Source organism: Stutzerimonas stutzeri (assembly GCF_018138085.1).
Lineage (GTDB): Bacteria > Pseudomonadota > Gammaproteobacteria > Pseudomonadales > Pseudomonadaceae > Stutzerimonas > Stutzerimonas stutzeri_AI.
The window spans coordinates 255,488-280,176 of record NZ_CP073105.1 but is presented as its reverse complement, the minus strand read 5'-3'; the positions used below and the strand labels follow the sequence as shown (position 1 = coordinate 280,176).

At 62.9% G+C, this 24,689-nt stretch carries 24 protein-coding genes and 1 pseudogene; 12 read left to right on the top strand and 13 right to left on the bottom strand.

What is annotated here, in order from left to right:
- Positions 1-11: 11 nt before the first annotated feature.
- Complete coding sequence (gene dtd / locus KCX70_RS01365) at positions 12-449, bottom strand: D-aminoacyl-tRNA deacylase (protein ID WP_212619051.1); 438 nt, start codon at positions 447-449, stop codon at positions 12-14.
- The gene (pip, locus tag KCX70_RS01360; protein ID WP_021207313.1) at positions 449-1,420 is read right to left on the bottom strand and encodes a prolyl aminopeptidase; all 972 of its coding nucleotides are present in this window, start codon (positions 1,418-1,420) and stop codon (positions 449-451) included. Before pip ends, dtd begins: the two co-directional genes overlap by 1 nt.
- An 80-nt stretch (positions 1,421-1,500) precedes the next feature.
- Between pip and KCX70_RS01355 the strand changes: the two genes are divergently transcribed.
- Positions 1,501-1,932: a hypothetical protein gene (locus KCX70_RS01355; RefSeq protein ID WP_212619050.1), complete on the top strand. Its 432-nt coding sequence runs from the start codon at positions 1,501-1,503 to the stop codon at positions 1,930-1,932.
- Between the two features lie 40 nt (positions 1,933-1,972).
- On the opposite strand, the gene KCX70_RS01350 is transcribed toward KCX70_RS01355, so the two are convergent.
- From KCX70_RS01350 to KCX70_RS01330, 5 genes are all read right to left on the bottom strand, one after another.
- Positions 1,973-2,515: a lipocalin family protein gene (locus tag KCX70_RS01350; protein ID WP_212619049.1), complete on the bottom strand. Its 543-nt coding sequence runs from the start codon at positions 2,513-2,515 to the stop codon at positions 1,973-1,975.
- 10 nt (positions 2,516-2,525) lie between these two features.
- Positions 2,526-2,780: an outer membrane protein assembly factor BamE domain-containing protein gene (bamE, locus tag KCX70_RS01345; RefSeq protein WP_212619048.1), complete on the bottom strand. Its 255-nt coding sequence runs from the start codon at positions 2,778-2,780 to the stop codon at positions 2,526-2,528.
- 97 nt (positions 2,781-2,877) lie between these two features.
- Complete coding sequence (locus KCX70_RS01340) at positions 2,878-3,480, bottom strand: DUF924 family protein (protein ID WP_212619047.1); 603 nt, start codon at positions 3,478-3,480, stop codon at positions 2,878-2,880.
- 3 nt (positions 3,481-3,483) lie between these two features.
- Positions 3,484-4,494: a class 1 fructose-bisphosphatase gene (locus KCX70_RS01335; RefSeq protein WP_212619046.1), complete on the bottom strand. Its 1,011-nt coding sequence runs from the start codon at positions 4,492-4,494 to the stop codon at positions 3,484-3,486.
- A gap of 156 nt (positions 4,495-4,650) precedes the next feature.
- A complete protein-coding gene (locus KCX70_RS01330) occupies positions 4,651-7,110 on the bottom strand; it encodes a glycogen/starch/alpha-glucan phosphorylase (RefSeq protein ID WP_102851741.1) in 2,460 nt (819 codons plus the stop codon).
- 205 nt (positions 7,111-7,315) lie between these two features.
- On the opposite strand from KCX70_RS01330, the gene KCX70_RS01325 reads away from it, so the two are divergent.
- The 3 genes from KCX70_RS01325 (at position 7,316) to KCX70_RS01315 (ending at position 9,285) form a co-directional block, all read left to right on the top strand.
- Positions 7,316-7,720: a YkgJ family cysteine cluster protein gene (locus tag KCX70_RS01325; protein ID WP_031310857.1), complete on the top strand. Its 405-nt coding sequence runs from the start codon at positions 7,316-7,318 to the stop codon at positions 7,718-7,720.
- A gap of 131 nt (positions 7,721-7,851) precedes the next feature.
- Entirely contained in the window at positions 7,852-8,304 is a 453-nt protein-coding gene (locus KCX70_RS01320) for a thioesterase domain-containing protein (RefSeq protein WP_021207321.1), read from the top strand.
- Between the two features lie 195 nt (positions 8,305-8,499).
- Positions 8,500-9,285, top strand: a complete 786-nt coding sequence (locus KCX70_RS01315) for a substrate-binding periplasmic protein (protein ID WP_212619045.1) — start codon at positions 8,500-8,502, stop codon at positions 9,283-9,285.
- A gap of 22 nt (positions 9,286-9,307) precedes the next feature.
- On the opposite strand, the gene KCX70_RS01310 is transcribed toward KCX70_RS01315, so the two are convergent.
- Together KCX70_RS01310 and glsB are read right to left on the bottom strand one after the other, a co-directional pair.
- Positions 9,308-10,003: a carbonic anhydrase gene (locus KCX70_RS01310; RefSeq protein WP_102851743.1), complete on the bottom strand. Its 696-nt coding sequence runs from the start codon at positions 10,001-10,003 to the stop codon at positions 9,308-9,310.
- 128 nt (positions 10,004-10,131) lie between these two features.
- Complete coding sequence (gene glsB, locus KCX70_RS01305; RefSeq protein WP_021207324.1) at positions 10,132-11,040, bottom strand: glutaminase B; 909 nt, start codon at positions 11,038-11,040, stop codon at positions 10,132-10,134.
- A 408-nt stretch (positions 11,041-11,448) separates the two neighbouring features.
- Here glsB and KCX70_RS01300 point away from each other — a divergent pair, with 408 nt between their 5' ends.
- Positions 11,449-11,844, top strand: coding sequence for a hypothetical protein (locus KCX70_RS01300; RefSeq protein ID WP_102846349.1), 396 nt, complete (start codon positions 11,449-11,451; stop codon positions 11,842-11,844).
- Positions 11,845-11,918: 74 nt separating this feature from the next.
- Here the strand turns inward: KCX70_RS01300 and oadA are convergent, their stop codons facing one another.
- A complete protein-coding gene (oadA, locus tag KCX70_RS01295; protein ID WP_102851744.1) occupies positions 11,919-13,733 on the bottom strand; it encodes a sodium-extruding oxaloacetate decarboxylase subunit alpha in 1,815 nt (604 codons plus the stop codon).
- A gap of 88 nt (positions 13,734-13,821) precedes the next feature.
- A complete protein-coding gene (locus tag KCX70_RS01290; protein ID WP_212619044.1) occupies positions 13,822-15,237 on the bottom strand; it encodes an acetyl-CoA carboxylase biotin carboxylase subunit in 1,416 nt (471 codons plus the stop codon).
- A gap of 192 nt (positions 15,238-15,429) precedes the next feature.
- Here KCX70_RS01290 and KCX70_RS01285 point away from each other — a divergent pair, with 192 nt between their 5' ends.
- Positions 15,430-16,377 (top strand): LysR family transcriptional regulator, encoded by a 948-nt coding sequence (locus KCX70_RS01285; RefSeq protein WP_102851746.1) that lies wholly within the window; start codon positions 15,430-15,432, stop codon positions 16,375-16,377.
- 100 nt (positions 16,378-16,477) lie between these two features.
- Here the strand turns inward: KCX70_RS01285 and KCX70_RS01280 are convergent, their stop codons facing one another.
- Both KCX70_RS01280 and hexR read right to left on the bottom strand, forming a co-directional pair.
- A complete protein-coding gene (locus KCX70_RS01280) occupies positions 16,478-16,672 on the bottom strand; it encodes a PA3496 family putative envelope integrity protein (RefSeq protein WP_102851747.1) in 195 nt (64 codons plus the stop codon).
- Positions 16,673-16,779: 107 nt separating this feature from the next.
- Positions 16,780-17,646: a transcriptional regulator HexR gene (gene hexR, locus KCX70_RS01275; RefSeq protein ID WP_102851748.1), complete on the bottom strand. Its 867-nt coding sequence runs from the start codon at positions 17,644-17,646 to the stop codon at positions 16,780-16,782.
- A gap of 161 nt (positions 17,647-17,807) precedes the next feature.
- Here hexR and zwf point away from each other — a divergent pair, with 161 nt between their 5' ends.
- From zwf to KCX70_RS01245, 6 genes and pseudogenes are all read left to right on the top strand, one after another.
- Positions 17,808-19,250, top strand: a complete 1,443-nt coding sequence (gene zwf / locus KCX70_RS01270; protein WP_212619043.1) for a glucose-6-phosphate dehydrogenase — start codon at positions 17,808-17,810, stop codon at positions 19,248-19,250.
- 608 nt (positions 19,251-19,858) lie between these two features.
- A pseudogene (ectA, locus tag KCX70_RS01265) lies at positions 19,859-20,338 on the top strand (diaminobutyrate acetyltransferase); the annotation flags it as partial.
- A gap of 99 nt (positions 20,339-20,437) precedes the next feature.
- The gene (gene ectB / locus KCX70_RS01260; RefSeq protein ID WP_212620268.1) at positions 20,438-21,715 is read left to right on the top strand and encodes a diaminobutyrate--2-oxoglutarate transaminase; all 1,278 of its coding nucleotides are present in this window, start codon (positions 20,438-20,440) and stop codon (positions 21,713-21,715) included.
- Between the two features lie 11 nt (positions 21,716-21,726).
- Positions 21,727-22,122, top strand: a complete 396-nt coding sequence (locus KCX70_RS01255) for an ectoine synthase (protein WP_021207333.1) — start codon at positions 21,727-21,729, stop codon at positions 22,120-22,122.
- A 117-nt stretch (positions 22,123-22,239) separates the two neighbouring features.
- Entirely contained in the window at positions 22,240-23,148 is a 909-nt protein-coding gene (gene thpD / locus KCX70_RS01250; protein WP_031310859.1) for an ectoine hydroxylase, read from the top strand.
- Between the two features lie 101 nt (positions 23,149-23,249).
- Positions 23,250-24,680: an aspartate kinase gene (locus KCX70_RS01245; protein WP_021207335.1), complete on the top strand. Its 1,431-nt coding sequence runs from the start codon at positions 23,250-23,252 to the stop codon at positions 24,678-24,680.
- Positions 24,681-24,689: the final 9 nt, after the last annotated feature.

The window sequence follows — 24,689 nt, the reverse complement described above, 5'->3', positions numbered from 1 at the left end:
TCGCCCCGGGGTCAACTCTCCAGCAGAAAGGTCACCGGTCCATCGTTCTGCAGGTGCACCTGCATGTCTGCGCCGAAACGGCCGCAGGCGACCCGCGGATGCTGTTGGCGCGCCTGCGCGAGCAGGTAGTCGTACAGCTGCTCGCCGAGAGCCGGTGGCGCCGCGCTGGAAAAGCTCGGGCGCAACCCACTACCGGTATCTGCGGCCAGGGTGAACTGGGAGACCAGCAGGAGTCCACCGCCGACGTCGGTCAGCGACCGATTCATCCTGCCCTGCTCGTCGCTGAACACGCGATAGCGCAACAGTTTATGCAACAGCTTGTCGGCGCGGGCCTGGTCGTCATCGCGCTGGACGCCGACCAGCACCAGCAAACCCTGGTCGATGCTGCCGACCACCTCGCCCGCCACCTCGACCCGCGCCTGCTGCACGCGCTGGATCAGCGCCCTCATCAGGCCTCCTCGGGCGGCACGTCGAGCAGGCGCTTGGCGATATCCGCCGCTGCCCGCACCAGCGCATCGCAGATACCCGACTCCGACGCCGAATGCCCCGCCTCGCGAACGATCTGCAATTCACTGTTGGGCCAGGCTTCGTGCAACTCCCAGGCATTGTCCAGCGGGCAGATGACGTCATAGCGCCCGTGCACGATGATGCCTGGCAGGTGCGCGATCTTATGCATGTCGCGCAGCAGCTGATCGGGTTCGAGAAAAGCGCCGTTGACGAAGTAGTGACATTCGATGCGCGCCATCGCCAGCGCCCGGTGGGTGTCGGAGAAACGATCGACCACCTGGGTATTGGGCCGCAACGTGGCGGTCCGCCCTTCCCAGCAGGACCAGGCCTTGGCCGCGTGCATCTGGGCGATCTGATCACTGCCGGTGAGGCGCTTGTAGTAGGCCTGCATCAGGTCACCACGCTCCTCGGCCGGAATCGGCGCGAGAAAGTCCTGCCAGTAATCCGGGAACAGCCGGCTGGCACCCTCTTGGTAGAACCAGGAAAACTCCTTGGGCCGGCAAAGAAAGATGCCGCGTAGAATCAGCGCATGAACGCGCTCGGGAAACGCTTGAGCGTAGGCCAGCGATAACGTGGAGCCCCAGGAGCCGCCGAACAGCACCCACTTGTCGACGCCAAGCGACTCGCGAATCCGCTCCATATCCTCGATGAGGTGCGCAGTGGTGTTGTTTTCCAGGCTGGCATGCGGGGTAGAGCGACCGCAACCACGCTGGTCGAAGGTGATGATGCGGTACAGATTGGGATCGAAGAAGCGCCGGCTCAGCGCATCGCAACCGCCGCCAGGGCCGCCATGCACGAACACAACAGGAAGACCTTCCGGTGATCCGCTTTCGTCGACATAGAGCACATGCGGTGATTCGACCGCCAGCTCGTGCCGGGCGTAGGGTTTGATCTCCGGATACAAGGTCTGCATGGCACACTCCGTGGTCGGTGCGCGGGTTCGGCGACCCGCCTGACGTTTCCGGCATCATAACGAGGTTCGAGAGGTTCGGCATGCCCGTATGGAAATTAGCACTATGGGTCGTCCTTGCCGCGCTGGCGTTGGCCGGTTGCAAGGCTGACGACCCGCAGGCCGCGCTGGATGCCGCGGCCGAATCGCTGCAACGAAGCATCGAGGAGCGCGACACCGGCGCGCTGATGGACCGCCTTCATGCGGACTTCGCTGCCAACGGCCAATACGGTCGCGACTGGGCGCAGCGAACCGCAACGCTGATGTTCCTGCACCACCGCAACGTGAAGGTGCTGAGATTGGCCAGTCGCAACTGGATCGACCCGACCTACCCGGACCGAGGCCACAGCGAAGCCCAGGTCGCCCTCACCGGAGCAGAAAACCTGCTACCGCAGCGTGTCGGCCACTATGAAGTGGAACTCGAATGGTGGAGAGAAGACGGCCAGTGGAAGCTGGCCCGTCTGGATTGGAAATAAGACGGCCGCCGATCGCCGCGGCAGCCGGGATCGCTTTGCGTCAGGAAGATTTGCCGCGCCAGATCAACTCAGCGGTGTCGTAGCCGCGCTGCCGGGCCACCTCCAGCAGCCGGTCGCGCGTGCCATTGTCGATCTCCTTCTCGCGCGACAGCAGCCAGAGGTAGTCGCGGTCAGGACTGCCCACCAGCGCCACGCTGTAGGTGTCGTCGAGATACAGGATCCAGTAATGGCCCTTGGTCAGGCCCGGGAAGAGATTGCTGAACCAGTTGTCGAAACGCACCCAGAGCCGATCCGTGCGACCTGGCTCCTGCGGCACCGCTTCACCAGTCGCCTGCTCCCACTCGCCATCTTCGGTTTCGCAGCGATTGGTGACCGCCACACTGTTGTCCTGCTGCAGCTTGTAGTGCGCCTCGGAGCGTACGCAGTTGCGCTGGAAAAACATCGGCAGCCGCGCCTGTTCGTACCAGGTGCCCTGATAGCGCTGCAGGTCGACCTGCCCGACTGTCTCGGGCGCGTCCTCGGGCTTCGAGCCGGCGCAACCGGCAACCAGTACGGCAGCGAACAACGCGATCAGTGTACGCATCGGAAATCCCTCATTTCAGGCCTTGGCCGGAGAACATCATCACCTTGTCACCGGCGAACTGAATGCTGATGAAGCGGTTCTTCTGCCCCCAGGTGCAACTGGACATGCCCAGCGCGCCGGCGCACTCACCCGGTTTGCCGAGGACCTTCTCGACTTCCGCACGAGACATGCCGGCTTCCAGCTTGGCGAAATTCTCTTGAGTGACCGGGCTGCAGGCGGCTAGCAGCGCCACTGCAACGATCAACGAAAAGGGACGCAGCGACATTGTGGATTCCTTGAGTCGGCTGTGGCTGACCCGGGCGGACACGCCGCCTGGGTAAAGGTTAGGAAACGAACGAGGCGGGAGGTTCCGCGTCAATAGGCTAGAAGCGCGAACCCGGCTCGGCCAGGAACGCCCGCTCGGCCTCGGTAGAATGCCGCCCGAGCATTTCATTGCGATGAGGAAAGCGACCGAAACGCGCGATAACGTCGCGATGCCGCTCCGCGAAGCTCAGGAAGCCGGCGAACAGCTCCTGCTCCTCGCTCGCCACGAGCCCGTACAACATCTGGAACTGGGCCACCGACTGCTCCTGCACCTGCAGATTCTCCGCATGCTCGAGCACCAGATAGATGAACACCCGTTGAACCGGTGACAGCAGTACGTCGCCGCCATGAGCCATGCCTTCACGAACCAGCTGCAATGCGCGCTCATCACCGGCGAACGCTTTCGCGGTGCCCCGGTGGATCATGCGCGGCAGTTGATCGAGCAACAGCACCAGCGCCAGCCAGCCATGCGGCGATTCGGTCCATTCACTCAAACCGCCAGCCAGTGCCTGGTCGACCAGGTCACCAAAGCGACGACGCGCCTCGGCGTCCTGCTCGGGCTTGTAGCCGAACCAGAGTGTTTGCTTGTCGCTGGCGATGTCGCGGGCAGTCGCGCCCTCACCGAACCACCAGTTCAGCAGCTCCAGCCAGGGCGCCGGCATCGATCAGACCTGGTGATAGCCGGTGACGCGCTCGACTTCTTCCTTGGAACCAAGGAAGACCGGCACACGCTGGTGCAGCGAGTCAGGCTGAATATCGAGGATCCGCTGAGTGCCGTTGGTAGCGGCGCCGCCGGCCTGCTCGATGATGAAGGACATCGGGTTGGCTTCGTACATCAGCCGCAGTTTGCCGGCCTTGCCCGGCTCGCGGGAGTCGCGGGGGTACATGAAGATGCCGCCCCGGGTCAGGATGCGATGGACGTCAGCCACCATCGAGGCGATCCAGCGCATGTTGTAGTTCTTGGTCAGCGGCCCTTCGGTGCCGGCCAGCAGTTCGCTGACGTAGCGTTGCACGGGCGCTTCCCAGTGACGCTGGTTGGACATGTTGATGGCGAATTCGGCCGTCGACTCGGGCACGCACAGGTTCTCGTGGGTCAGCACGAAGCTGCCCAGCTCGCGGTCCAGCGTGAATCCCATGACGCCGTTGCCCAGCGTCAGGATCAGCATGGTCTGCGGACCGTAGATCGCATAGCCGGCAGCGACCTGCTTGGTGCCCGGCTGCAGGAAAGCTTCTTCCCCCAGCGCGTCGTTCTGGGAGAAGCACTCACCCGGGCAGCGCAGCACCGAGAAGATGGTGCCGACCGACACGTTGACGTCGATGTTGCTGGAGCCATCCAGCGGATCGAAGACCAGCAGATAGGCGCCCTTCGGGTACTTGCCGGGAATCTGGTAGGCGTTGTCCATTTCCTCCGACGCCATGCCCGCCAGGTGACCACCCCACTCGTTGGCCTCGAGCAGGATTTCGTTGGACAGCACGTCGAGCTTCTTCTGCACTTCGCCCTGGATGTTCTCGGTTTCCGTCGCGCCGAGCACGCCGCCTAGCGCGCCCTTGGATACGGCGTGGCTGATTTCCTTGCACGCTCGGGCCACCACCTCGATAAGGAAGCGCAGATCTGCAGGGGTGTTGTTGCTGCGGGTCTGCTCGATCAGGTAGCGACTCAGGGTTACGCGTGACATGGAATGGCTCCGGAGAATGGGGAAACCCGCGCAGTTTAGCAGGCCAAGGGGAAACTAACCCTCCCTCAGACCGACCGATATCCGCGGAGTTCAGCGAAGCGGCCGCGCCGATACGGCGGCCGCTCTGCCCTGCCTGTCGCAGCGCCCGGATGCCCTTTACAGCACCTTCCATATCTCCTCGGCATACTCGCGAATGGTCCGGTCCGAGGAGAACCAGCCCGTGCGAGCGGTGTTCAGCACGGCCGAGCGCCACCAGCTGTCGGCATCGCGCCAACGCGCCTCGACCTCTAGCTGCGCCTGCCAGTAGGCCTCGAAATCGGCGCAGACCATGAAGGTGTCGTGCCATTTCAGGCCATCGATCAGCCCCGTGTAGCGCGCAGGGTCGTCCGCCGAGAAGGCGCCGTTGCGAATCGCCATCAGCACCTCGTTGAGCCGCGGTGAATCGATGATGGTGGCCTCGGCGTTGTATTCGTTGGCCTGTTTGCGCGCCTCGACCTCCTGCGCGGTCATGCCGAAGATGAACATGTGCTCGGCACCGATCTGCTCGCACATCTCGACGTTGGCACCGTCCAGGGTGCCGATGGTCAGCGCGCCGTTGAGCGCGAACTTCATGTTGCTGGTACCGGAGGCCTCGAGTCCCGCGGTGGAGATCTGCTCGGACAGGTCGGCGGCCGGAATGATGCGTTCGGCCAGGCTGACGTTGTAGTTGGGCAGGAACACCACCTTGAGCAGCCCGCGTACGGTGGGATCGTCGTTGATCGTCCGCGCGATATCGTTGGTCAGTTTGATGATCAGTTTGGCCGTGTGGTAACTCGCCGCCGCCTTGCCGGCAAAGATCTTCACCCGCGGCACCCAGTGGCCGCCCGGGTCGGAGCGTATCGCCTGATACAACGCCACGGTATGCAGCAGGTTGAGCAGCTGCCGCTTGTATTCATGGATGCGTTTGACGTGCACGTCGAACAGCGCATTCGGGTCGACGCTGATGCCAAGCCGCTCCTGGATCATGCGCGCCAGCAGTTGCTTGTTGCTCAGCCGCTGCGCGGCGAAACGCGCGCGGAAGTCCGGCTGGTCGGCAAAGGGTTCGAGCTGACGCAGCAGGGTTTCCGGCGAGTCGAGCAACTCCTCGCCCACATGGTCGACCAGCAGGCGGGTCAGCTGCGGGTTGGATTGATACAGCCAGCGGCGAAAGGTAATGCCGTTGGTCTTGTTGCTGATGCGTTTCGGGTACAGCGAATGCAGGTCGGTAAAGACCGTTTCGCGCATCAGCCCGGTATGCAATGCCGACACGCCGTTGATGCAATGCGAACCGAGGAAGGCCAGGTTGCCCATGCGCACCCGCCGGCCATGCCCTTCCTCGATCAGCGATACCGAGCGCAGCAGATCGAGGTCATGGATACCGCGCTCGCGCAACGCATCGAGATGCTGCGCATTGATCAGGTAAATGATCTGCATGTGACGCGGCAACAGGCGCTCCATCAGGCCCACCGGCCAGGTTTCCAGCGCCTCGGGCAACAAGGTGTGGTTGGTGTAGGAGAGCGTACCAACGGTGAGCTCCCAGGCCTTGCGCCAGGGAATGTCGTGCACGTCGACCAGCAACCGCATCAGTTCCGCCACGGCGATCGCCGGGTGGGTGTCGTTGAGCTGGATGGCGGCGAACTCAGGCAGGTTCAGCAGGGTGCCACGCTGATCCAGATGACGGCGCAACAGGTCTTGCAGCGAGGCGGCGACGAAAAAATACTCCTGCCGCAGACGCAACTCCTGCCCCGCTTCGGTGCTGTCGGCCGGGTATAGCACCCGCGAGATGCTCTCGGCGCGCGCTTCCTCGGCGACCGCTCCGATGTGATCGCCGGCGTTGAAGCGCTCCAGATGGAAGTCCGCCTCGGCGCGGGCCCGCCACAACCTCAGCGTATTGACGCTCGCCCCGCGCCAACCGACCACCGGCGTGTCATAGGCGATGGCACGGACGCCTTCGGCCCAGTGCCAGAAATGCTTGGGTTGATCCGGCCCGGTCGCGTCGTGCGGCATGGCCGTGACGCTGCCACCAAAGCCGATCAGATAGCTCACTTCGGGGCGTTCAAATTCCCAGGGGTTGCCGAAATTCAGCCAGGTCTCGGTCTGCTCGTGCTGCCAGCCATCGACGATCGCCTGCCGGAACAGGCCGTGGTCGTAACGAATGCCATAACCATGGGCAGCGATGCCCAGCGTCGCCATGCTTTCCATGAAGCAGGCCGCCAGCCGGCCGAGGCCGCCGTTGCCGAGCGCCGCGTCCGGCTCGAGCACACGGATGCGCTCGAAATCGACCTCGACGCCGGCCAGCGCCTCACGCGCCACTTCCAGCAGCCCCAGGTTGCTCAGGCTATCGACCAGCAGCCGGCCAATCAGGAATTCCAGCGAGAGGTAGTACACGCGCTTCTTCCCTTCGCGATAGCCCTGGCGCGTGCGATCCATCCATTGGTCGATCATGCGGTCGCGGGTCGCCAGAGCAACCGCTTCGAACCAGTCGTGGTCGGAGGCGTGCTCCGGATCCTTGCCGATCGAATAGGTCAGCTTGCTGATGATGGCGTTGCGGAAGGCTGTGACTTCATCGGCATTGGAAGCAATGGATTCTTGCGTCATGAGCAGACCTCGAGAAGCGGAGAAATGGAGAGTGAGGGGTACATGGCAGCACCGGGCCACCTCGCAAAAGGGCAATGTAGACAGGTTTGCAGGTTTCGGCTGGTTCTGCGCGACCGTTTGTCCGTCGTTCGACTCGTCGGATTCGCTGGAAATTCCACTCCGGCTCGTTATGATCGCGCGCCGTCATGACCGATTGCCTGCCCCCGTGAAAACTCGACTGATCGCTTCCGCCGACCCCGACCGCCTGGAAACCTGGGCTCGCTACAGCAATGGCCTGTGTGGCGATTGCCGGGCAACCTGCTGCACCTTGCCGGTCGAGGTGCGTCTCGAAGACCTGATCCGCCTGGAGGTGATCGACGCCTTCGAGCGCGACGAGCCGGCCAAACAGGTCGCCAAACGCCTGAGCAAGGCCGGGATCATCGAGCATTTCAATCAAAAGCACGGCATCTTCACCCTGACTCGCCTGGCCAACGGCGATTGTCTTTACCTGGATCGCCAGACTCGCCTTTGCACGGTCTATGCCAAGCGACCAGACACCTGCCGCAACCATCCGCGCGTAGGCCCGCGCCCCGGCTACTGCGCCTATCAGCAAAAAGCCGCTACCCGCTGAGGCGACAACCCAACCGCGGCGAAGGGTTTCGCGACAGGCAAAAAAGCGCCGATGGAAACTGGCAATCTCGTGACTCAGCAGTCATGCTTGACGTCTGCCTGTATCTGCAAACGTTTAGGAATCCACCGGGCATGAGCCGCGATAGCCGCTATCTGGAAGCCATCCTGCACCACGATATCCCTCTGACCCGGGCCATGGGCCTGCGTGTCGAGCAATGGGAAAACCATGAGCTGCGCCTGAGGGTTCCGCTGCAAGCGAACATCAACCACAAGAGCAGCATGTTCGGCGGCAGCCTGTATTGCGCGTCGGTGCTGGCCGGCTGGGGCTGGTTGCACCTGCGGCTGCGCGAGGCGGGAATCGAAGACGGTCACATCGTCATTCACGAGGGCCAGATCGATTACCCGCTTCCGGTGGTCGACGACGCCATCGCCATCTGCTCGGCACCGAGCGAAGACGCCTGGGATCGCTTCGAGACGATCTATCGCCGCCGTGGCCGTTCGCGCATCGCCTTGCATAGTCGAATCCTATCTGCCGATGGTCGTGACGCCGTGCGCTTCACCGGCCAGTTCGTGCTGCACAAATAGCGCCGCGCCGCGCTGCGTCCATCCCTATATGCGCCGCCGCTGCGTGGCGCAATCTCCTCGTCACTCCCCTCGTCCTGATCCACGCCGGCAACGCGATAGGGTTCACCCTGACGGCCTTCGACGCTGGCATGGGCGGCGCCGCGCGACTACCCTTGAATCGCCAACAATAAAAATAGCGTCAAGGGAGCAGACATCATGGGGGCACCCCATAAAGCCGTTCTATTACTGTGCCTCGCACTCGTGACTGGCATTGCCGAGGCCGAGCTGCCGAAGAACTTCCAGATCATTCTGCAAACCGATAACTTCCCGCCCTTCAACATGGGCCCGAACAACAAGCACTTCGCGCGAGATGCCGAGGTGCAAGGCATCGGCACCGATACCGTGCGCGAAATCTTCAAGCGTGCCGGAATCGCCTACAGCCTGACCCTGCGCTCGCCCTGGGATCGGATCTACAGCCAGACGCTGGACGACGCCGGCTACGGGCTGTTCTCCGTCGCCCGCACACAACAGAATCAAGCGCAATTCAAGTGGGTCGGGCCCCTCGCTCGCTATGAAAGCGTCCTGCTGGCCGCCCCGAACACCGGCATATCACTCACCGCGCTGAGCCAGGCCAAGGCGTACGCGATCGGTGCTCAGAAAAGCAGCGGGATCAGCCAGCTGCTGAGCAGCCAAGGCCTGCAGCCGATCGACAGCCTGAGCGAAGAAGAAAACCTGCGCAAACTGCTCAGCGGTCGCATCGACCTGTGGGCGACAGCCGACCCGGTCTGGCGCTACCACGCCAAACAACAGGGCGCGGAGGGTTTGAAGACTGTGCTGAGCTTCCAGCCGACCGACCTCTACCTGGCGTTGCACAAGGACACCCCGGACGAAGCGGTGTCGCGCTTGCAGGCGGCGCTGAACGAGGTCATCAGCGAAGGCTATGCCGGCTGCAGCAAGACACCCGACCTCTGCTACCTGATCCGCGACCGCAAGGCGCCATGACGGCGCCCCGCATCCACTGTTGTCAGACGTAACGCGATTTCGGCGTTGCCATCGGCAGCGGGCCGTCGCCGATCAGGCGAAACTCGCCGCGCGACGCATCGTAGGCGCGAATTTCGCTAGTGCCGATGTTGTACACCCAACCGTGAATGAACAGGTCGCCACTGGCCAGCCGCGCCGCCACCGAGGGGTGCGTACGCAGGTGGTCGAGCTGGGCCAGCACGTTTTCCTCGGTCAGTACGCCCAAGGTGTTGTGGTCTGCACAACCACAGTTGGCCTCGACCACCGTGCGGGCCACCTCGGCATGCCGCAGCCAGGTCCTCACGGTTGGCATCTTTTCCAGACTGGACGGATTGAGCACCGCCTTCATCGCACCACAGTCGGAGTGACCGCAGACGATGATGTGATGCACGCCGAGCGCCATCACCGCAAACTCGATGGCGGTCGACACACCGCCGTTCATGACCCCGTACGGCGGCACGATATTGCCCACGTTGCGCGTCACGAACAGATCACCCGGCGAGCTCTGGGTGATCAATTCGGGCAGGATGCGCGAGTCGGCACAGGTGATGAACATCGCCCGCGGCGTCTGCTCGTTGGCGAGCTTGCTGAACAGCTCGCGTTGCTGGGGATAGATTTCCTCGCGGAACTGCATGACTCCCGCGATCAGGTTATCGAGCGCCTCCTGCGCCGTTTCGGTCGTTTTGTCTTCGAGACTCATGGCGATCTCTCTTTATGGTGGGTTTGGATACGACATTGCACGTTCAAGGCCAGACACCACGAAGGTGTGACAGACCGTAACCAGGCCGGGTCCTGTCCCGGCCTGAGGAATCCCATAGCGACCGGCCTTCAGAAGATAGACCAGCCGATGCGCTGCGATAGTTTCTCCAAGGCGGCCATGCCGATCAGCGAGTTGCCGGCCTGATTCAACTCCGGTGACCAGACGCAGACGGTGAAACGCCCGGGCACCACCGCGACGATGCCGCCACCGACGCCGCTCTTGCCCGGCAACCCGACCCGGTAGGCGAAGTTGCCGGCCTCGTCGTAAAGCCCGCTGGTGGCCATGATCGCGTTGACCTGCTTCGCTTGCCGCGGGCTGAGTACCGGCTCGCCGCCGTCCAGACAGGCGCCGTCGCGGGCCAGGAAACCGAATGCGCGAGCCAGGTCGATGCAGTTCATGCGCAGCGCACAGTGATGGAAATAGCTACGCAGTACGGCTTCGACGTCGTTGTGGAAGTTGCCGAAGGCCTGCATCAGGTAGGCCATCGCCGCGTTTCGTGCGCGATGCTGATATTCGGAGTCGGCGACACGGGTATCGGACACGATTTGCGGGTTGCCCGAGAGGTGCCGCACGAAGTCGCGCATCGACAGTGCCGGCACGGCGAAACGTGATTGATTGATGTCGCAGATCACCAGCGCCCCGGCGTTGATGAACGGATTGCGCGGCCGGCCACGCTCGAACTCCAGCTGCACCAGCGAATTGAACGGCTGCCCGGACGGCTCGTGCCCCAGCCGCTCCCACAGCGACTCGCCGCCGTGCTGGATCGCCTGGACCAGACTGAACACCTTGGAGATGCTCTGGATCGAAAACGGCGTCTTCGCGTCGCCGGCGTAAAACAGCTCGCCCTCGGCGCTGCAAACGGCAATGCCGAGCTGGTTTGCCGGAACGTCCGCCAACGCCGGGATGTAACTGGCCACCTTGCCTTGGCCGAGCAGTGGGCGGACCTCTTCGAGTATCTCGTTCAACAGGTTCTGCATGCAGGTCTCGTCGTGAGAAGAACACGGATGTCGGTCGTTCCAATCCATCATCGGTGCCACGGAGGCGGATGCGCTGGGCACGACACAGCTACTAGACGCCGGCCGCACCGACCCCATCACAGCCTTCGCCAGCCCTCGTCTGCGATACCGGCGCCCGGCCGATGCGCCACGCGCGCTCGCCAGGGAATACCGCACGCCGAAACCCCACCCTGGCGTCGCGCGAACCGTGCCTACCGGCCACGACCTTGTTCCGGCCAGCGGTTGATCGAGCACGTCCATGCGGCAGGCGTCTCGGGCGGCCACCGGCTTAGCCGGAACTGCCCCACTTGCGCCGGCCTCGGCTATAGTGCCGCCCGCTTCACGGGGCACCGCCTGTGCCCCGGGCGTCACGACAAGGAAAGAACACCGATGAAACTCGAACGTGCGGCGGGCCTGCTGGCGCTCGCAATAGCGGTCAGCGGATGCTCCACCGCGACCTACTTCAAGCTGCCCGAGAACAGCAAGGTCTCCGTCTACGAGCGGCCGCAGCAATACTCGCAAGGGCTGGTCAAGACGCGTCCGTTCTTCTGGACGGCAGCCGGCGGTATCCCCTACACGCTGAGCAGCGACAACGGCGAACTGTTGCAGCAGGGTAAGTTGCGCGCGCGCTTTCGTGTCGCGTCCATTTTCTGGCCGCCAGGCGGCATCATCTATTGGCCGATGGGGTTCGGTCAGCGCTGTTATGACCTGACCGGTGCAGAGCCGCTCACTTGCACCCAGGGCGACCTGAAAGCCCTGCGCAATCAGCGCCGTCTCGACCGCTAGCCCCATCGACCCAACTCCCGCATTCGTTCAGCAGACAAAAAAAGGGAGCCTTTCGGCTCCCCAAGGGACATTTGTCAGGCCTCGATCTCGATCAGCAGATCGCCGGGGGTCACCCGGTCGCCCTTGGCGACGTGCACCGCCTTGATCTTGCCGGCGATCGGCGCCTGGATCTCGGTCTCCATCTTCATCGCCTCGCTGATCAGCACCGGCTGCCCGGCCTTGACCACGTCGCCCTCCTTGACCAGTACATCCACCACGTTGCCCGGCATGCTGGTGCTGACGTCGCCCGGCCCGCTGGCCTGCTTGCGCTGACCGCCACTGCCGCCGCCGACGAAGTTGTTCAGCGGCTCGAAGACCACCTCTTCGGGCATACCGTCAATGGAGAGGAAGAAATGCCGCTTGCCCTCGCCTTTGACGCCGACACCGGTGATGTCGACCCGGTAGGTCTCACCGTGCACATCGATGACGAACTCGGTGGGCACGCCTTCGCCACCGGCCGCGCTGACGGCGCTGCCATCCGGGATCGGCAGCAGCACTTCCGGTTGCAGGGTGCCGGCCTCGCGTTCCTCGAGGAACTTGCGACCGATGTCGGGGAACATCGCGTAGGTCAGCACGTCCTCTTCGCTGTGGGCCAGCGCGCCGATCTCCTGGCGCAGCTTGTCCAGTTCCGGCTTGATCAGGTCGGCCGGACGAACTTCGATGATCTCCTCCCCGCCGATCGCCTGGCGCTGCAGCTTGGTATCGATGGTGCCCGGCGCCTTGCCGTAGCGTCCTTGCAGGTAGAGCTTCACCTCATTGGTGATGGTCTTGTAGCGCTCACCGGCGAGCACGTTGAAGAACGCCTGGGTGCCGACGATTTGCGAGGTCGGAGTCACCAGCGGTGGGTACCCCAGGTCCTTGCGCACGCGCGGGATTTCGGCCAGCACTTCGTCCATGCGGTTGAGCGCGCCCTGCTCCTTGAGCTGGTTGGCCAGGTTGGAAATCATCCCGCCGGGCACCTGGTTGACCTGCACGCGGGTGTCGACACCGGTGAAATCGCTTTCGAACTGGTGGTACTTCTTGCGCACCGCGTAGAAGTACAGGCCGATCTCCTGGATCAGTTCAAGATCGAGGCCCGTGTCGTACGGGGTACCGCGCAGCGCGGCGACCATCGACTCGGTACCCGGATGGCTGGTACCCCAGGCCATGGAGGAAATCGCCGTGTCGATGTGGTCGGCGCCGTTCTCGATGGCCTTGAGCTGGCACATGCTGGCCACGCCGGCGGTGTCGTGCGAGTGAATGAACACCGGCAGATCGATCTCGGCCTTCAGCGCGCGCACCAGATCCCCAGTGGCGAAGGGCGTCAGCAGGCCGGCCATGTCCTTGATCGCGATGGAATCGACGCCCATGTCGCGCATCGCCCGCCCCTGCTCGACGAAGAGCTCGACGGTGTGCACCGGGCTGGTGGTGTAGGCGATGGTGCCCTGGGCGTGCTTGCCGGTTTTCTTCACGGCCTTGATCGCGGTTTCCAGGTTACGCACGTCGTTCATTGCATCGAAGATGCGGAACACGTCGATGCCGTTCTCCGCCGCCTTGGCGCAGAAGGCCTCGACCACGTCGTCGGCATAATGGCGGTATCCGAGCAGGTTCTGCCCGCGCAGCAGCATCTGCAGGCGCGTATTGGGCAGCGCCGCCTTGAGCTGGCGCAGGCGCTCCCAAGGGTCTTCCTTGAGGAAGCGCACGCAGGCGTCGAACGTCGCGCCGCCCCACACCTCCAGCGACCAGTAGCCGACACGGTCGAGCTTGTCGCAGATCGGCAGCATGTCTTCGGTGCGCATGCGGGTGGCGATCAGCGACTGGTGGGCGTCACGCAGGATAGTGTCCGTTACCGTGATTTTCTTCTGATTCATGTTCTTTCTCCTCAGAGCTGCAGGCTACAAGCTGCAGGCTGCAGGCGAGCTCGGTCAGCCTGCCGCCTGTGGCCTGGAGCCTGCCGCCTCATAAACCCGCGTGGGCGGCGATGGCGGCGGCGATGGCCAGGGCCAGTTCGCCCGGCTTGCGTTTGATCGAGTAGTTCAGCAGTTCCGGATGGTTATCGACGAAGCTGGTATTGAACTGTCCGCTGCGGAAATCCGGATTTTCGAGAATCTTCTGGTAGTAGCTGGCCGTGGTCTTCACGCCCTGGACACGCATGTCATCCAGCGCGCGCGAACCACGCGCCAGCGCCTCTTCCCAGGTCAGCGCCCAGACGATCAGCTTCAGGCACATGGAGTCGTAATACGGCGGGATGGTGTAGCCGGTGTAGATCGCCGTATCGGTGCGCACGCCCGGCCCGCCGGGTGCGTAGTAGCGGGTGATCTTGCCGAAGCACGGCAGGAAGTTGTTGCGCGGCTCCTCGGCATTGATGCGGAACTGCAGGGCGAAGCCGCGGTACTGGATGTCTTCCTGCTTGACCGAGAGCGGCAGGCCGGAGGCGATGCGGATCTGCTCGCGGACGATGTCGATGCCGGTGATTTCCTCGGTAATGGTGTGCTCCACCTGCACGCGAGTGTTCATCTCCATGAAGTACACCTCGCCATCGGCGAGCAGGAACTCCACGGTACCGGCGTTCTCATAACCCACCGCCTTGGCCGCGCGCACCGCCAGGTCGCCGATGTAGGCGCGCTGCTCCGGGGTCAGCTGCGGGCTGGGGGCGATTTCGACGAGTTTCTGGTTGCGGCGCTGGATCGAGCAGTCCCGCTCGAACAGATGCACGGTGTTGCCGAAGGAATCGGCGAGAATCTGCGCCTCGATGTGCTTGGGCTCGACGATGCACTTTTCCAGGAACACGTCGGCCGAACCAAAGGCCTTGGTCGCCTCGGAGATGACCCGCGGATAAGCCTGGGCCAGCTCTTCGCGCGAGTTGCAGCGGCGGATGCCGCGGCCGCCCCCGCCGGAAGTTGCCTTGAGCATGACCGGATAGCCGATGCGCTCGGCCTCGGCCAGGGCTTCGTCGACATCCGCCACGTTGCCTTCGGTGCCGGGCGTGACCGGCACGCCGGCCTTGATCATGCTGCGCCGCGCTTCGGTCTTGTCGCCCATGCGGCGGATGACTTCGGCGCTGGGGCCGACGAACTTGATGCCGCGCTCGGCGCAGATTTCCGCCAGTTCGGCATTTTCGGAGAGGAAACCATAACCCGGATGCAGCGCATCGCAGCCGGTCTCCACGGCCAGATTCACCAGCTTGCGTGGGTTCAGGTAGCCGGCCAACGGGTCCTCACCGATGAAGTGCGCCTCATCGGCGCGCTTGACGTGCAGCGCATGGCGGTCGGGCTCGGCGAATACCGCCACCGAGCGAACGCCCATCTCGGCGCAGGCCCGCACGATGCGGACGGCGATTTCACCGCGGTTGGCGATCAGCAGCTTCTTGATCACGCTGTCTTCCCTCGGATCAGTGAGCAGATGGCCCAGTGGGCCGTGTGATACCGCCTTCAGGCGATGCGTTTTACCCTACTCCGCGAGCATCGATTAACGAAAATGAATAATTGTTTGGTTGTGCATAACCTATAACTTATAGTCGCGCCAAAACCGCCCTAAATCACCGGATCGCGCCGGATCGGAGTCGCCATGCGAAAGTCCTTGATGCGAATGACATTGCGCCAGCTGCGTGTTTTCCGAGCGGTCTGCGACAACCACTCCTACAGCCGGGCCGCTGAAGAGATGGCCTTGACCCAACCTGCGGTCAGCCTTCAGATCCGCCAGCTGGAGGAGCTGCTCGGGCAGCCGCTGTTCGAATACACCGGTAAGAAGCTCTACCTCACCGATGCCGCCGAAGCGCTCAAACGCACCAGCGAGGATATTTTTGGCCGGCTGGAAAGCCTCGATATGCAGCTGTCCACCTTGCAGGGCTCGCTGCAGGGCCAGCTGAAGCTGGCGGTCGAGTCGAGCGCCAAATATTTCGTCCCACACCTGTTCGCGCTGTTTCGCGATCGGCATCCGGAAGTCAGCCTGCAACTGGTGGTGGTCAACCATGCCCAGGCGGTCCACCGGCTTAATGCCAACCGCGACGACCTGCTGCTAATCTCGCAGGTGCCAGCGGACATGGACCTGGAATTTCTACCCTTCCTCGACAACGCCATCGTCGCCGTCGCGCCCCCGGATCATCCGCTGAGCCAGCGTGAATCACTCGAGTTGCAGGACCTCACCGCCTGGCCGCTGCTGATCCGTGAGCAAGGTTCCGGTACCCGCCGTGCGGCGGAACAATACTGCAACCAGCGGCGCGCACACTTCGCCCAGACGCTCGAGCTGGGCTCGCTGGAAGCCCAGCGCGAAGCGGTGCTGGCCGGGCTGGGACTGGCGTTGCTGCCCCGCCACGCCGTGCTGCGCGAATTGCACAGCGGCGCGCTGATCGAACTGCCGGTCGAAGAGCTACCGCTGATGCGCAGCTGGTGCCTGGTCCACCCCCGCGGCAAATACCTGTCGCCAGTAGCGCAGACCTTCTTCGCCTTCGCGCGCACCGAACGCCAACGGATCAACGCGCTGGAGCGCCGTTTCAGCGGAGCCGATCAGTTTTGACCGGATTGCGGTCAGCTCGGGCCTTGTCGGCGCGGTGAAAGGGTTGTCGGCATGACGGCGATACCGCCACGGAACTCGCCGTCGGGCACCGACGGCCTCCCTAGCGGCACTCCGCCGAGGTGGGCAGCAGCGGGCTGGCAACCATCAGGTCGGGGAACTCCATCAGTTGCGCATGCAATTGACGCTGCTCGTCGTAGCTCTCGATCGCGCGGCGGAAGCGCATGCGGCGTTCGTCCTGCTGCTTGCGGCGGGCGCGGGCATCGAGGTTGACGTAGGTTTCGCGCTGCTGGGCCATGCTGGTCTCCCGAGAAAGGTACTGGGAGGCTCAGCATCGGCGCGATGGGTGACGCTATGAGGACAGCCTGATGACGCTGCGATGACCAACGCCGCTTTCGAACGGGGTCAATCTTCGTGCGGTTTCACCGATTTCGGCGACAGGCGCAGGCTACGCAGGCTGCGCTTGACGCTCTTCAGATGGTTGACGAGGGTCGGGCCACGCGCCATGGCCACGCCCATCGCCAGCACGTCGATCACCACCAGATGGGCGATACGCGAGGTAAGCGGGGTATAGATTTCGGTGTCTTCCTGAACGTCGATCGCCAGGTTGATGGTGGCCAGATCCGCCAACGGGGTCTGACTCGGGCACAGCGTGATCAGCGTGGCACCGGATTCACGCACGACGTTGGCGGTGATCAGCAGGTCCTTGGAGCGCCCCGACTGGGAAATACAGATCGCCACGTCGGTGGGCTTGAGCGTAACCGCGGACATCGCCTGCATGTGCGGGTCCGAATAGGCAGCAGCGCTGAGCAACAGCCGAAAGAACTTGTGCTGGGCATCGGTGGCCACCGCGCCGGAGGCTCCGAAGCCGTAGAACTCGACGCGCTCGGCCACTGCCATCGCCGCCACGGCACGCTCCAGCGCGTCGGAGTCGAGCTTCTCGCGCACCTCCATCAGCGTGTGCAGGGTGGTATCGAAGATCTTCAGCGCGAAATCGGTGACCGAGTCGCTCTCGCTGATGGCGAACTGACCGAAGCTGGCCCCGGCGGCGAGGCTCTGCGCCAGTTTCAGCTTCAGATCCTGAAACCCGAGGCAACCGATGGCACGACAGAAACGCACGATGGTCGGCTCGCTGACACCCACCACATGGGCCAGATCGGCCATGGAACTGTGCATCACCGCAGCTGGATCGAGGAGCACATGGTCGGCCACCTTCAGCTCCGACTTGCGTAGCGAACTTCTCGATTGAGCGATGTGTTGCAGCAGATTCACGTTCCGGACTCGCTATGATCAATACCTGGCAAGGGCGGTCGAACGCAGCGGATGCGTTCGCATTCGTTCTTGCCGGCTGGCTGTAGTGGGCTTGTAGTTATACTACAAGGTTCGCCGCATCGCCCACCTTTGAGTCTGTCCACCTTCCTAGGAGTGACGCTGTGTCCATTTCCTGCGACATGCTGGTATTTGGCGGTACCGGTGATCTGGCGCTACACAAACTCATCCCAGCGCTCTATCACCTGCACCGTGAACACCGGCTGCACGACGACGTACGCATCCTTGCGATCTCCCGCCAGGAGATCGACCGCGATGCCTATCTGAGCCTGGCCGAGCGCCATTGCCGCGCGGAAATCGCGCGCACCGATTTCGAGCCTGGCGTCTGGAAAGCGTTCAGTCAGCGTCTCGACTACTTCGCCATGGATGCGTCCCAGCGGGGCGAATTCGTCGGGCTTGCGCACCATCTGGGCCAAGCCGAGGGCCGCGTCCGGGTGCACTACCTGGCCACCGCGCCGAGGCTGTTCGAGCCCATCGCCTCCAACCTGGAAAGCGCAGGCCTTGCCGGGGAAGACGCGCGTATCGTGCTGGAAAAGCCCATCGGCCATTCGCTCGACTCGGCGCTCGAAATCAACGAGGCGATCGGTGCGGTGTTCCCAGAATCGCGGATCTACCGGATCGACCATTACCTGGGCAAGGAAACCGTGCAGAACCTCATGGCGCTGCGCTTCGCCAACGCGCTGTTCGAACCGATCTGGCGCAGCGGTCATATCGACCATGTGCAGATCACCGTGGCCGAAACCCTCGGCGTGGAGAACCGCGGCAGCTACTACGATCACGCCGGCGCCATGCGTGACATGTTGCAGAACCATCTGCTGCAGCTGCTCTGCCTGGTGGCGATGGAGGCGCCGGTGCGCTTCGACGCCAAATCGATCCGCGGCGAGAAGGTGAAGATTCTCGAAGCTCTCAAGCCGATCACCGGTAATGACGTGCAGGACAAGACCGTGCGCGGCCAGTACGGTGCCGGCCGCATCGGTGGCCACGACGTGCAGGCCTACTATTTCGAAAACGATGTCGACAACGACAGCGACACCGAGACCTTCGTTGCGGTGAAGGCCGAGATCGACAACTGGCGCTGGGCCGGCGTGCCCTTCTATCTGCGCACCGGCAAGCGCATGGCCCGCAAACGCTCGGAGATCATCATCACCTTCAAGCAGGTGCCGCACATGCTCTTCACCAAGGGCGAAGTGAATCGCCTGGTGATCAGCCTGCAACCCGAAGAAAGCATCAGCCTGCAGCTGATGGCCAAGGCGCCGGGCAAGGGCATGCAACTGGAGCCCGTCGAGCTGGACCTCAATCTCGCCAATGCCTTCAGCAAGACCCGCCGCTGGGAAGCTTACGAGCGACTGCTGCTGGACGTCATCGAAGGCGATTCGACGCTATTCATGCGCCGCGACGAGGTGGAAGCCGCCTGGAACTGGGTCGACCCGATCCTGCGCGGCTGGCAGAGCCATTACCGTAAACCGAGGCCCTATCCGGCCGGTACCGATGGCCCGGAGCAGGCTCATCAACTGATCGAACATCAGGGCCGCCAATGGTGGCGTTGAGGCACCTTTCCGGGCGTGCGACCACGGCGCCCGGAACAGTTCCAGCTCGCGGGTTAGAGCAGCTTGCAGCCTCTCGGCATAACTAACTCGGCCAGCGTCCGACAACTACCAGAGCAACTTCGCTGAATTCAAAAAAATCAACTCGCCACAAAAATTTCATTGAATGCGACGCCCTCGCCAATCTTCCCGGCATATATCGCCGATATCTGCCTTTGATATCTCCGCCAGAGCACGATAGTTCAGCGGCCGAATCACGCGCGTTTCACGACCCAACTTTCGCCACCTCATCGACAGGCCGCACCGGTGCCGAACGGCAGCACCGGCGGCGGTGCCAATACGCGCTGAAACCCTTGATTTTGCTGGCTCTCACAGAAATGACAGGCCCCTGTTGGCGGTCCGCCAGTAGCAGGCGAGCGATGCGCGAAAGTCACGCTGATTCTTCCACTGAACGCGCCGAAGATATCCACCCAGATATGTAGCCGGATTCGGCGCAAATTCCGCGTCTTCGGAAAAAGTTCAGATTGCTCGATAAGCGGCGAACTTCCGCGATATCAGGAGCGAATCAAGGCCGAATATGGAGGACTGCGGGTTGAGATTAGATTTTTGATGTGTTTATTCTAATAAAGGATTCAATCAACAACCCCAAAGGATTTGTTTTGAGTGTTCCTACCGTAACGCTCCGTCGCCCAACCGACGGCGACGGTTCCGCCCTCCATGATCTGGTAGCACGCTGCCAGCCTCTGGATACCAACTCGGTGTACTGCAACCTGCTGCAGTGTTCCGACTTCGCCGACACCTCCATCGCGGCCGAGAACGCAAACAGCCAGCTGGTAGGTTTCATTTCCGGTTATTGCCCTCCCGCTCGCCCCGACACGCTGTTCGTTTGGCAGGTCGCGGTAGACGCGTCGATGCGCGGCCAGGGTCTGGCCCTGCGCATGCTGATGGCCCTGGTTACTCGGGTCGCCAGAGAACAGGGCGTCCGTCACATGGAAACGACCATCTCGCCTGACAACGGTGCTTCACAAGCGCTGTTCAAGAAGGCCTTCGCTCAACTGGAGACCGAGTACAGCACCCGCACGCTGTTCTCTCGGGCCAAGCACTTCGCCGGTCAGCACGAAGACGAAGAGCTTTATCGGGCGGGTCCGTTCGACGCCACCGACTCCAGACAACGAATCAGAGGAAACCCCATGCAAACGTTTGAACTGCACGAATCCGGTGTTCGCAGCTATTGCCGCTCCTTTCCAGTGGTCTTCAAGCAAGCCCGCGGCGCCGAGTTGATCACCCGTGAAGGCAAGCATTACATCGACTTCCTCGCCGGTGCCGGCACGCTCAACTATGGGCACAACCATCCGGTGCTCAAGCAGGCGCTGCTCGACTACATCAGCGCCGACGGCATCACCCACGGCCTGGACATGTATTCCGATGCGAAGGAGCGCTTCCTGTCGACCTTCGACCGGCTGATCCTAAAGCCGCGCAACATGGACTACGTCATGCAGTTCACCGGCCCGACCGGCACCAACGCGGTCGAGGCCGCGCTGAAGCTGGCGCGCAAGGTGACCGGCCGCAACAACATCATCAGCTTCACCAACGGCTTCCACGGCTGCAGCATCGGCGCTCTGGCAGCGACCGGTAACAAGCATCACCGTGGCGCCGCCGGCGTCCCGCTGACCGACGTCAGCCGCATGCCGTACGCCAACTACTTCGGCGAGAAGGTCAACACCATCGGCATGATGGACAAGCTGCTGACCGATCCCTCCAGCGGCATCGACAAGCCCGCCGCGGTGATCGTCGAGGTGGTCCAGGGCGAAGGCGGCCTCAACGCCGCATCGGCCGAGTGGGTCCGCAAGCTGGAAAAACTCTGCCGCAAGCACGAGATGCTGCTGATCGTCGACGACATCCAGGCCGGTTGTGGCCGTACCGGCAGTTTCTTCAGCTTCGAAGAAATGGGTATCAAGCCGGACATGATCACCCTGTCCAAGTCCCTTTCGGGCTTCGGCCTGCCGTTCGCCATGGTGCTGCTGCGCAAGGAGCTGGACCAGTGGAAGCCGGGCGAGCACAACGGCACCTTCCGCGGCAACAACCACGCCTTCGTCACCGCCGCGGCGGCCATCGAACACTTCTGGAGCGATGACCAGTTCGCCAAAAGCGTCCAGGCCAAGGGCAAGCGCATCGCCGACGGCATGCACAAGATCGTGCGCCGTTATGGTCCCGATTCGCTGTTCGTCAAAGGCCGCGGGATGATGATCGGCATCAGCTGCCCGGATGGCGACACCGCCGCCGCCGTCTGCCGTCACGCCTTCGAGAACGGCCTGGTGATCGAAACCAGCGGTGCCCACAGCGAAGTGGTCAAGTGCCTCTGCCCGCTGGTCATCAACGAAGAGCAGATCGACAAGGCCATGAGCATTCTGGACAAGGCCTTTGCCGCCGTGATGTCCGAACAAGACGCCAACCAGGCCGCTTCCTGAGGATTGAAAACATGATCGTACGTACCCTGGCTGACTGCGAGCAGTCCAACCGCAAGATCAAGACCGAGACCTGGGACAGCACCCGCATGCTGCTCAAGGACGACAAGATGGGCTTCTCGTTCCACATCACCACCATCTATGCCGGCACCGAGACGCACATCCACTACCAGAACCATCTGGAGTCGGTGTACTGCATCAGCGGTAACGGCGAAGTCGAGACCATCGCCGACGGCAAGATCTACAAGATCGAGCCCGGCACGCTCTACATCCTCGACAAGCACGACGAGCACCTGCTGCGCGGTGGTAGCGAGGACATGAAGATGGCCTGCGTCTTCAATCCGCCGCTCAACGGTAAGGAAGTGCATGACGACAGCGGCGTGTACCCGCTCGAGGCTGAAACCGTCTGAGAGGCACGATGTGGTGCGATCCAGCACCGCTATCGATGAGTTTCACCCATCCTACAGCTCGGCTGTAGGTGGGTGAAACCCGCCGAAGAATCGAAAGGAGACTGCGAAGTGAACCCCGTGCAAGCCGACCTGTACCCTTCGCGCCAGCACGACGAACCCAGCTGGCAGGAGCGTCTGGATCCGGTTGTCTACCGCAATGACCTGGCCAACGCTCCAATCGCGCCGGACCAGATCGAACGCTTCGAGCGTGACGGCTACCTGGTCATCCCCAACCTGTTCAGCGCCGAGGAAGTCGCGGTATTCCGCGAAGAGCTCGACCGCATGCGCCAGGACCCGGCCGTCGCCGAGTCCGGCAAGACCATCAAGGAACCCGACAGCGGCGCGATCCGCTCGGTGTTCGCCATCCACGCCGACAATCCGCTGTTCGCCCGTGTCGCCTGCGACGAGCGCATCGCCGCCATCGCCAGCTTCATCCTCGGTGGCGACATTTATGTGCATCAGTCGCGGATGAACTTCAAACCCGGTTTCACCGGCAAGGAGTTCTATTGGCACTCGGATTTCGAAACCTGGCACATCGAAGACGGCCTGCCACGCATGCGCACGCTTAGCTGCTCGATCCTGCTGACCGACAACGAGCCGCACAATGGCCCGCTGATGCTGGTACCCGGATCGCATAAGCACTACATCCGTTGCGTCGGCGCGACGCCGGAGAACCACTACGAGAAGTCGCTGCGCAAGCAGGAATTCGGTGTACCGGACCACGACAGCCTGACCCGCCTCGCGGACCGCTACGGCATCGACACGGCCACCGGCCCGGCGGGCAGCGTGGTGTTCTTCGACTGCAACACGATGCACGGCTCGAACAGCAACATCACGCCCAGCGCGCGCAGCAATCTGTTCTACGTCTACAACCATGTGGATAATGCCGCGCAGGCCCCGTTCTGTGGGCTTTCGCCCCGTCCGCCGTTCGTTGCCGAACGCGAGAACTTCGAGCCGCTGCACATCCAGAAACAGACGTATCTCTGACGTACCCCTATCAGGCCCGACTACCGGGCCTGATCTTTGTTGGCGGCCGGAAGACGGTGGCCCAGGGATGAAATTCACCCCCAAGATGGGAAGTTGAATCGATGCATACCGTAGAAAAGATCGGCGGCACATCCATGAGCCGCTTCGAAGAATTGCTGGACAACATCTTTATCGGCGGTCGCGAAGGCGATGCACTCTATCAGCGCGTCTTCGTCGTCTCGGCCTACAGCGGCATGACCAACCTGCTGCTGGAACACAAGAAGACCGGCGAGCCCGGCGTCTATCAGCGCTTCGCCGATGCCCGTAACGAAGGCGCCTGGCTCGACGCACTGGAAACCGTGCGCACGCGGATGCTCGGCAAGAACGCCGAACTGTTCGCCAGCCAGTTCGAGCTGCGCGCGGCCAACCAGTTCGTCAACTCGCGCCTGGACGACGCCCGCGAGTGCATGAGTAGCCTGCAACGCCTGTGCGCCTACGGCCACTTCCAGCTCGACGAACACCTCATGAAGGTCCGCGAGATGCTCGCCTCACTCGGCGAAGCGCACAGCGCCTTCAATTCGGTGCTGGCGCTCAAGCACCGCGGCGTCAACGCCAAGATGGTCGACCTGACCGGCTGGCACCGCGACGCGCCGCTGCCCTTCGAGGACATGGTGCGCCACAGTTTCGCCGAGGTGGACCTGTCCCGCGAACTGGTGGTCGCCACCGGTTATACGCACTGCAGCGAAGGCCTGATGAACACCTTCGATCGCGGCTACAGCGAGATCACCTTTGCGCAGATCGCCGCTGCCACCGGCGCCCGCGAGGCGATCATCCACAAGGAATTCCACCTTTCCAGCGCCGATCCGAATCTGGTCGGGGCGGACAAGGTGGTGACCATCGGCCGTACCAACTACGACGTGGCCGATCAGCTGTCGAACCTCGGCATGGAAGCGATCCACCCGCGCGCGGCCAAGACGCTGCGCCGTGCCGGCATCGAGCTGCGCATCAAGAATGCCTTCGAGCCGGACCACGCCGGCACCCTCATCAGCCAGGATTACAAGAGCGAGCGGCCCTGCGTCGAGATCATCGCCGGGCGCAAGGACGTCTTCGGCATCGAGGTGTTCGACCAGGACATGCTCGGCGACGTCGGCTACGACATCGAGATCAGCAAGCTGCTCAAGCAGCTGCGCCTCTACGTGGTCAACAAGGACTCCGACGCCAACAGCATCACCTACTACGCCTCGGGCTCGCGCAAGCTGATCAACCGCGCCGCGCGGCTGATCGAGGAAAAGTATCCGGCTGCGGAAGTTACCGTGCACAACGTCGCCATCGTCTCGGCGATCGGCTCGGACCTCAAGGTCAAGGGCATCCTGGCCAAGACCGTGGCCGCGCTGGCCGCTGCCGGCATCAGCATCCAGGCGGTCCACCAGTCGATCCGTCAGGTGGAGATGCAGTGCGTGGTCAACGAGGAAGACTACGACGATGCGGTCGCAGCGCTGCACCGCGCATTGATCGAGCCGGAAAACCACGGCGACGTGATCGCCGCCGCATAAGCCACTGCG